Source organism: Curtobacterium sp. MCBA15_001 (genome assembly GCF_001864835.1).
Taxonomy (GTDB): Bacteria; Actinomycetota; Actinomycetes; order Actinomycetales; family Microbacteriaceae; genus Curtobacterium.
In genome coordinates this window covers 179,918-186,415 of record NZ_MJGI01000023.1, presented here as the reverse complement: position 1 = coordinate 186,415, position 6,498 = coordinate 179,918, and the positions used below count along the sequence as shown (strand labels likewise).

7 protein-coding genes are annotated in these 6,498 nt (G+C 73.1%); 4 read left to right on the top strand and 3 right to left on the bottom strand.

Translation table 11 applies throughout. The features are described from left to right. Window positions 1–150 precede the first annotated feature (150 nt). Window positions 151–984 carry a siderophore-interacting protein gene (locus tag BIU90_RS10205; protein ID WP_071300112.1) on the bottom strand — a complete coding sequence of 278 codons (834 nt, stop codon included), beginning with the start codon at window positions 982–984 and terminating at the stop codon, window positions 151–153. A 28-nt stretch (window positions 985–1,012) separates the two neighbouring features. On the opposite strand from BIU90_RS10205, the gene BIU90_RS10200 reads away from it, so the two are divergent. Genes BIU90_RS10200 through BIU90_RS10185 form a run of 4 tightly spaced genes read left to right on the top strand, consistent with a single transcriptional unit; the run spans window position 1,013 to window position 5,092 of the window. Next, window positions 1,013–2,092, top strand: coding sequence for an iron ABC transporter permease (locus tag BIU90_RS10200; RefSeq protein ID WP_254787006.1), 1,080 nt, complete (start codon window positions 1,013–1,015; stop codon window positions 2,090–2,092). Then, window positions 2,089–3,240 carry an iron chelate uptake ABC transporter family permease subunit gene (locus BIU90_RS10195; protein ID WP_083403861.1) on the top strand — a complete coding sequence of 384 codons (1,152 nt, stop codon included), beginning with the start codon at window positions 2,089–2,091 and terminating at the stop codon, window positions 3,238–3,240. The genes BIU90_RS10200 and BIU90_RS10195 overlap by 4 nt, the downstream gene beginning before the upstream one ends. Further along, window positions 3,237–4,076 (top strand): ABC transporter ATP-binding protein, encoded by an 840-nt coding sequence (locus BIU90_RS10190; RefSeq protein WP_071300110.1) that lies wholly within the window; start codon window positions 3,237–3,239, stop codon window positions 4,074–4,076. The genes BIU90_RS10195 and BIU90_RS10190 overlap by 4 nt, the downstream gene beginning before the upstream one ends. Before the next feature lie 11 nt (window positions 4,077–4,087). Next, window positions 4,088–5,092 (top strand): ABC transporter substrate-binding protein, encoded by a 1,005-nt coding sequence (locus BIU90_RS10185; RefSeq protein WP_071300109.1) that lies wholly within the window; start codon window positions 4,088–4,090, stop codon window positions 5,090–5,092. A gap of 148 nt (window positions 5,093–5,240) precedes the next feature. On the opposite strand, the gene BIU90_RS10180 is transcribed toward BIU90_RS10185, so the two are convergent. Both BIU90_RS10180 and bla read right to left on the bottom strand, forming a co-directional pair. Further along, complete coding sequence (locus BIU90_RS10180; protein ID WP_071300108.1) at window positions 5,241–5,504, bottom strand: hypothetical protein; 264 nt, start codon at window positions 5,502–5,504, stop codon at window positions 5,241–5,243. 48 nt (window positions 5,505–5,552) lie between these two features. Continuing rightward, window positions 5,553–6,476 (bottom strand): class A beta-lactamase, encoded by a 924-nt coding sequence (bla, locus tag BIU90_RS10175; protein ID WP_071300107.1) that lies wholly within the window; start codon window positions 6,474–6,476, stop codon window positions 5,553–5,555. Between the last annotated feature and the right edge of the window lie 22 nt (window positions 6,477–6,498).

The following is a 6,498-nucleotide window of genomic DNA, read 5'->3' as shown; positions in this document are numbered from 1 at the left end:
GCCTCCCGTCCGTCACGCGGCCCGCTTCAGACCTGCGCGAGCGACAGTTCCCGTCGGGCCACCGCCGACAACTTCGCGAAGGCGACAGTCCTGCTCCGACCATCGCCGCAGAACTGTCGCTTTCGCGATCGGGCGGGCCGAGCCCCGACGTCAGGCGAGGACGCGCGTGCGCTCCTGCTTCCAGAAGCCGCTGAAGGTGATCCGCGCCTTCGGCAGCCCGGCACGGTGCAGGTGGCGGCGCCCCTCGGTCGCCAGGGTGCTCTCCCCCACGACGAAGGCGTACCCGCGGTCGTCGGACGGCGTGTGGCGTCGGAGTTCCTCGAGCGCCGCCGCACCGGGGGTCGCGTGCGGGTCGGTGCGGACGATCCAGGTCACCGCGACGCCGGCCGGGGCGTCGAGCGGGCGGATGTCCGCGGCGGTCGGGACCTCCTGGATGATGCGGCCGACCGTGTCCCGCGGCAGCGAGGCCGCGATGCCGACGACCCCGGGCAGGCCGGTCTCCTCGGCGACGACGAGCACCTCGCTGGTGTCGTCCGGGCAGTCGAAGATGCAGCCCTGGTCGAGCAGGGCGAGCTGGTCGCCGGGACGGGCAGCACAGGCCCAGAGCGCCGCGCGGCCCTCGGGCGTGCCGGTGGCGTCGGTGTGGACGACGAAGTCGATGTCGAGCTCCGCCGGGGTGGTCGCCGTCGCTGGGCGGAAGGCGGCGACGGTGTAGTTCGCGCAGTGCGGACGGACGTCCTCGGGGACGGCGAGGAACTGCGGCCACCACTTCGCGCCGTCGAGCTCCGGCATGCGGAACGTGTCCTGGTGCGGCAGCGGCATGAACAGGCGGAACCAGTGGTCGAACCCGAGGTGCTCGAACTCGTGCAGGTCGTCGCCGCTGATGGTCACGCGGTGCATCGACGGGGTCGCCCGTTCCGTCCGCAGGACCCGCGCGTGGAAGAGCCGGGGGTGCGTGGGCAGGAGCCGCGGGGTCTTCGCCATGAGGGAAGGCTAACCTAAGATGGTCTCCGTGCCATCCCCAGTCTCCGCTCCCGTCGACGTCCGTCCGGCGGCAGCGCGTCCCCCGGTCGGCGCTCCCGGAGTGCACCGGCGAGCGATGCGACGACGGGCTGCCGTGGTGCTCGGGATGGTCGTCGTGCTCGGGCTGACCGGGGTCGCGAGCATGGTCTTCGGCAGCAACCACATCGGGCTCGACCGCGTCGTCGCCGGACTCCTGCACACGGGCTCCGGCACCGACGAGGCGATCGTCTGGGGCTCCCGGGTCCCGCGCACGCTCATCGGCGCAGCGGTCGGTGCAGCACTGGGCGTCGCCGGTCTGCTCATGCAGGGCCACACCCGCAACCCGCTCGCCGACCCCGGGCTGTTCGGCGTCTCGGCGGGTGCCGGGCTCGCCGTCGTGCTGGGCGTGTACGTGTTCGGCATCACGAACACCGGCGTGACGGTGTGGTTCGCGTTGGCGGGTGCCGTCGTTGCGAGCGTCGTGGTGTTCTCCGTGACGATCGCCGGCAGCGGGACCGCGAGCCCGGTGCCCCTGGCGCTGGCCGGTGCCGCCGTGTCCGCCCTGCTCGGCGCCCTGACGTCGTTCATCGTCCTCACCGACCAGGCCTCGCTCGACGCCTACCGCCTGTGGGTCGTCGGGTCGCTGTCCGGGCGACAGCTCGACGTGCTCGGCGCCACCTGGCCGTTCCTGGTGGTCGGCCTCGTGCTCGCCGTGACCAACGTCCGCGCGCTCGACGCCCTCGGCCTCGGCGCCGACCTGGCGAAGGGCCTCGGCGAGAACGTGCTGGCCGCGCGGCTCGTCGGGCTCGGCGGCATCACCCTGCTGGCCGCCGGGGCGACCGCGGCCGCCGGTCCGATCGGGTTCGTCGGGCTCACCGTCCCGCACGTCGCTCGGGCACTCGTCGGGACCGGGCACCGGTGGGCACTGCCCGCGTCGGCGCTGCTCGGTGCTGCCCTGGTGCTGCTGGCGGACGTCGTCGGGCGACTGATCGGCGGGTTCGCCGAGGTCGAGGTGGGCATCGTCCTGGCCGTCATCGGAGGCCCGGTCTTCGTCGCCGTGGCACGTCGCCGATCGCTGGTGGCACTGTGAGCGCGACACGGACCCCGGCGGCGGGACACCCGACGGCGCCCACCGGCACGACCGCGCCCACCAGCACGACCGCGCCCACCGGCACGGCCCCGACCCCGCAGCGTCGCGGAGTCCGGATCGGGCCCGTCGGACTCGCCTGGCGCCCCCGCGTGTTCGGCATGAGCGTCGGCGCCGTCGTCGTCGCGCTGCTGCTCGTGGTGCTCGGCGTCGCGATCGGCTCGACGTGGATCACCCCCGACGTGGTCGTGCGGTCCTTGCTCGGCCTCGGCAGCGGTCCGGACGCCTTCATCGTCACCACCCTCCGCCTGCCCCGGGTCCTGACCGGCGCCCTGGTCGGGGTGACCCTCGCGGTCGCTGGAGCGCTCACCCAGACGTTCACGCGGAACCCCCTCGGCACGCCCGACATCATCGGCGTGACCTCCGGCGCCAGTGTCGGAGCCGTCGCCGCGGTCGTGCTCGGCGGTGGCAGCTACGCCGTCGGTTCGGCCGTCCTCGGCGGCGGCATCCCGGTCGCGGCGACGGTCGGCGCGTTGGTCGCGGCCGTGGCGGTGTACGGGCTCGGCTGGCGGGGCGGCGTGCAGAGCTACCGGCTCGTGCTGGTCGGGATCGGGGTGAGCGCCACCCTCGACGCCGTGACGAGCTACCTGCTCGTCCGGGCCCAGATCACCCAGGCCACCGCCGCGTCGCAGTGGCTCGTCGGCAGTCTGGCGAGCACCTCGTGGTCGAGCGTCTGGCCGCTGCTGATCGTCACCGTGGTCGCGGTCCCCATCGCCCTCGCCACGAGTGCCGCGCTCGGCATCGGGCAGCTCGGGGACGAGGTCGCCGTCGGCGTCGGGCTCGGCATCCAGCGCCACCGCCTGCTCGTGATCGCCCTCGCCGTGGTGCTCACCGCCGCGGCCGTCGCCGCCGCCGGGCCGGTCGGGTTCGTCGCGTTCGTCGTCCCGCAGATCGCGCTCCGGCTCGCCGGCACGAACCGCCCGCCACTGTTGCTGTCCGCGGCCCTCGGCGCGGTCCTGGTCCTGGGTGCCGACCTGCTCGCGCGGTCGGCCTTCCCGTGGCAGGTGCCCGTCGGCATCGTCACGACCGTGATCGGCGCCCCGTACCTGATCTGGCTGCTCGTCCGTCACCGCAAGGAGATGTCCCGATGACCCCGCACCCCGCCGTGCTCGAAGCCCGCGAGCTGTCCGTCGGCTACGACCGGCACCCTGTCCTGCACGACCTCGACCTGTCGATCGAGCGCGGGACCGTCACGACGTTCCTCGGCGCGAACGGCTGCGGCAAGTCGACCCTGCTCAAGGCCTTCGGGCGCGTCCTCAAGCCGATCGCCGGCGACGTGCACCTCGACGGCGCGCCGATCCGCAAGGAGCCGAACCGGGCCGTCGCGCGGAAGCTCGCGATCCTGCCCCAGTCCCCCGTCGCCCCTGCAGGCACCACCGTGCTGGACCTGGTGATGCGTGGTCGGAACCCGCACCAGTCCTGGGCACGACCGTGGACCGCCGAGGACGCGGCCGTGGCCGAGGAGGCGATCGCCGCGACCGGCCTGACCGCCGTCGCCCACCGTGACGTCGCCAGCCTGTCGGGTGGGCAGCGGCAGCGCGCCTGGATCGCACTCGTCCTCGCGCAGCGCGCCGACACCCTGCTGCTCGACGAGCCCACGACCTACCTGGACCTGGCGCACCAGCTCGAGGTGCTGCGGCTCGTCCGGCGGATCAACCGCGACCAGGGCGCGACGGTCGTCATGGTCCTGCACGACCTGACCCTGGCCGCGCGGTACTCGGACCGTCTCGTCGTCCTGCACGACGGCGGTGTCGTCGCCGACGGGCCCCCGCACGATGTCCTGACGCCCGCGGTGTTGGCGCAGGCCTTCGGGTTGCACGCCCGGGTGGTCCCCGACCCGGTCACCGGAGCGCCGATGGTGGTCCCCGAGGCCGACGAGCACGACCTCGACCACGCGGGACTCGTGGAGTCCGCCGACTTAGGTTAGGCTCTCCTAACGTGAAGCTCCGATCCCTCCTCCTGACCGCCGTGGCCGCGTCGGCCCTCCTCCTCGCCGGCTGCTCGAGCACCGGCACGACCGCGTCGTCCGCCGACGGTGGTGGGTCGTCCGCGGCGGACCGCGCCTGGTCGTACGAGGACGCGACCGGCACCACCGTCAAGGTCGACCACACCCCGAAGCGGGTCGTGGTCCTGAACGACCTGGCGATCTCCTTCGTGCAGTACGGTCTGCACCCGGTCGGGACGTTCGGACAGCTCACCATGGCGTCCGACGCCCGGTTCAAGGGCCTCGACACCAAGGGCATCACGCAGCTCGGCAAGTCCTACGGGGACATCGACCTCGAGCAGCTCGCCGCGCTGCGGCCCGACCTGGTCGTCACGTCGGTCTACCCGACCGACGCGAAGGGCACGCTCGACCCGAAGGCGCCGGCGTACGGCTTCAAGGACGCGGAGCAGCAGCGACAGGTCGCCGCGATCGCTCCGGTCGTGCAGGTGAAGTGGGGCGGCAAGGGCCTCGACGTCATCAACGACGTCACCGGGCTGGCCGAGTCGCTCGGGGCGGAGCAGTCGAAGGTCGACGCGGCCGAGAAGCGCTTCGACACCGCGAAGACGAAGCTCGAGACCGTCGCCAAGGAGCAGGACCTGCGCGTCGTGTCGATGTACGCGGACGGCGACGGCGCCTACGTCACGCGCCCGTCGGACGAGCCCACGCTGCAGATGTACAGCGACTTCGGCGTCGACCTCGTCACCCCGAAGCCGGAGGGCTTCTACTGGGGCATCTACAGCTGGGAGAACGCGGGTCAGATCAGCGGCGACGTGCTGCTGCTGTCGCAGCAGGGCTACCAGGTCGCTGACCTCGAGAAGCAGCCGACCTTCGCGGACAACGCCGCGTTGGCGGCCGGCCAGGTCCACAGCTGGACCTTCCCGGCGCTCGACTACGCCTCGCAGGCCCAGTACATGACCGAGCTCGCCGGGTGGCTGCAGGACAGCAAGAAGCTGTCCTAGCCGGCACACGCAACCGACCTCGCAGGCTCGGTCGGCGCTGGCGCCGCGCGCCGCTGGCGCGTCGCACCATGCGGAGCGCGCGCACACAGGAGGCACGGTGCCAGCTGGCACCGTGCCTCCCGTCCGTCACGGAGCGGGCCGGGGGTGGTCAGTCCTTCGGCAGCATCGGCGCCCAGAAGGCGTCCGGGCCGTCGGCCACGACGGCGTCGGGCTCGAACCGGAAGCCGTACTCCGCGACGAACTCGGCAGCGCCGGCGACCTCGTCCTGCTCGTCGTCGCGATCGGCCTCGAACAGGTACACCCCGTGCCCCATCGGCACCCCGCTGTCACTGATGACCGACAGGTCCCAACGCCCGGGTTCCGCTCGTTCGATCCGCACGACGGCGGCCTGCGCCTCGGTGAAGTCAGCCATGCCGCGGAGCGTACGCCGCAGGGCTCCAGACGACCGCAGGAGCCCGCGTCACCGCAGCGCCGCGACCGCCGTCCCCGACGCGGCGGCCACGAGCGCGTCGTCGGCCTGGGCGTCGGCACGGTCGGTCGCCGTCATCACGACGACCACGATCGGGGCACCGCCCGCCGGGTACACCACGCCGATGTCGTTCCGGACGCCGTACTCCCCCGTGCCGGTCTTGTCGGCGACCGGCCACGCCGCGTCCACCCCGGCGCGGATCGTCCCCGCACCCGTGGTGTTGTCGAGCATCGTGTCCCGCAGGAACGTCCGGTCGGTGGCCTCGAGCGTCGTCCCGAGCAGCACCGATCGCACGTCCGCGGCGAACTGCGCCGGCGTCGTGGTGTCGCGCTCGTCGCCCGGTGTCGCCTGGTTCAGGTCGGGTTCGGTGCGGTCGACGTTCGTCACCCGGTCGCCGGTCCCGCGCAGCCACTGCTCGACGGCCGCCGGACCACCGACCCGGGCGACGAGCAGGTTCGCCGCGGTGTTGTCGCTGAACCGCATCGCCGCGTCGATGAGCTCTCCGACCGTCATCCCGGAGTCGACGAACCGCGTCGTGACCGGCGCGTACGACAGCAGGTCGCCCCGGCCGTAGTGCACGACGGTGTCGAGGTCGGCATCCGAGGACGCTGCCAGGACCGCCGCTGCGATGAAGGTCTTGTTCGTGGAGGCGAACGGGAACCGCTCACCCGGCCGGTACTGCACGCGGTGTCCCGAGCCGGTGTCGATCGCGACGACCCCGAGCCGGGCGTCGTGCTGCGCCTCGAGCGCGCGGAACGCCCGGTCCGTGCGGGCCGCGGCGGGCGCTGTGCCGGCAGCCGTCGACGACGTCGCGGTCGGTGTGGCGGACGGAGCCGCAGCGCCGCTGCACCCGGTCAGCGCGATCGCGGCGACGACGGACAGCACGAGCGCGGAGGACCTGGTCGATGCACGCATGTCCTGCAGCCTGCCCCGCCCG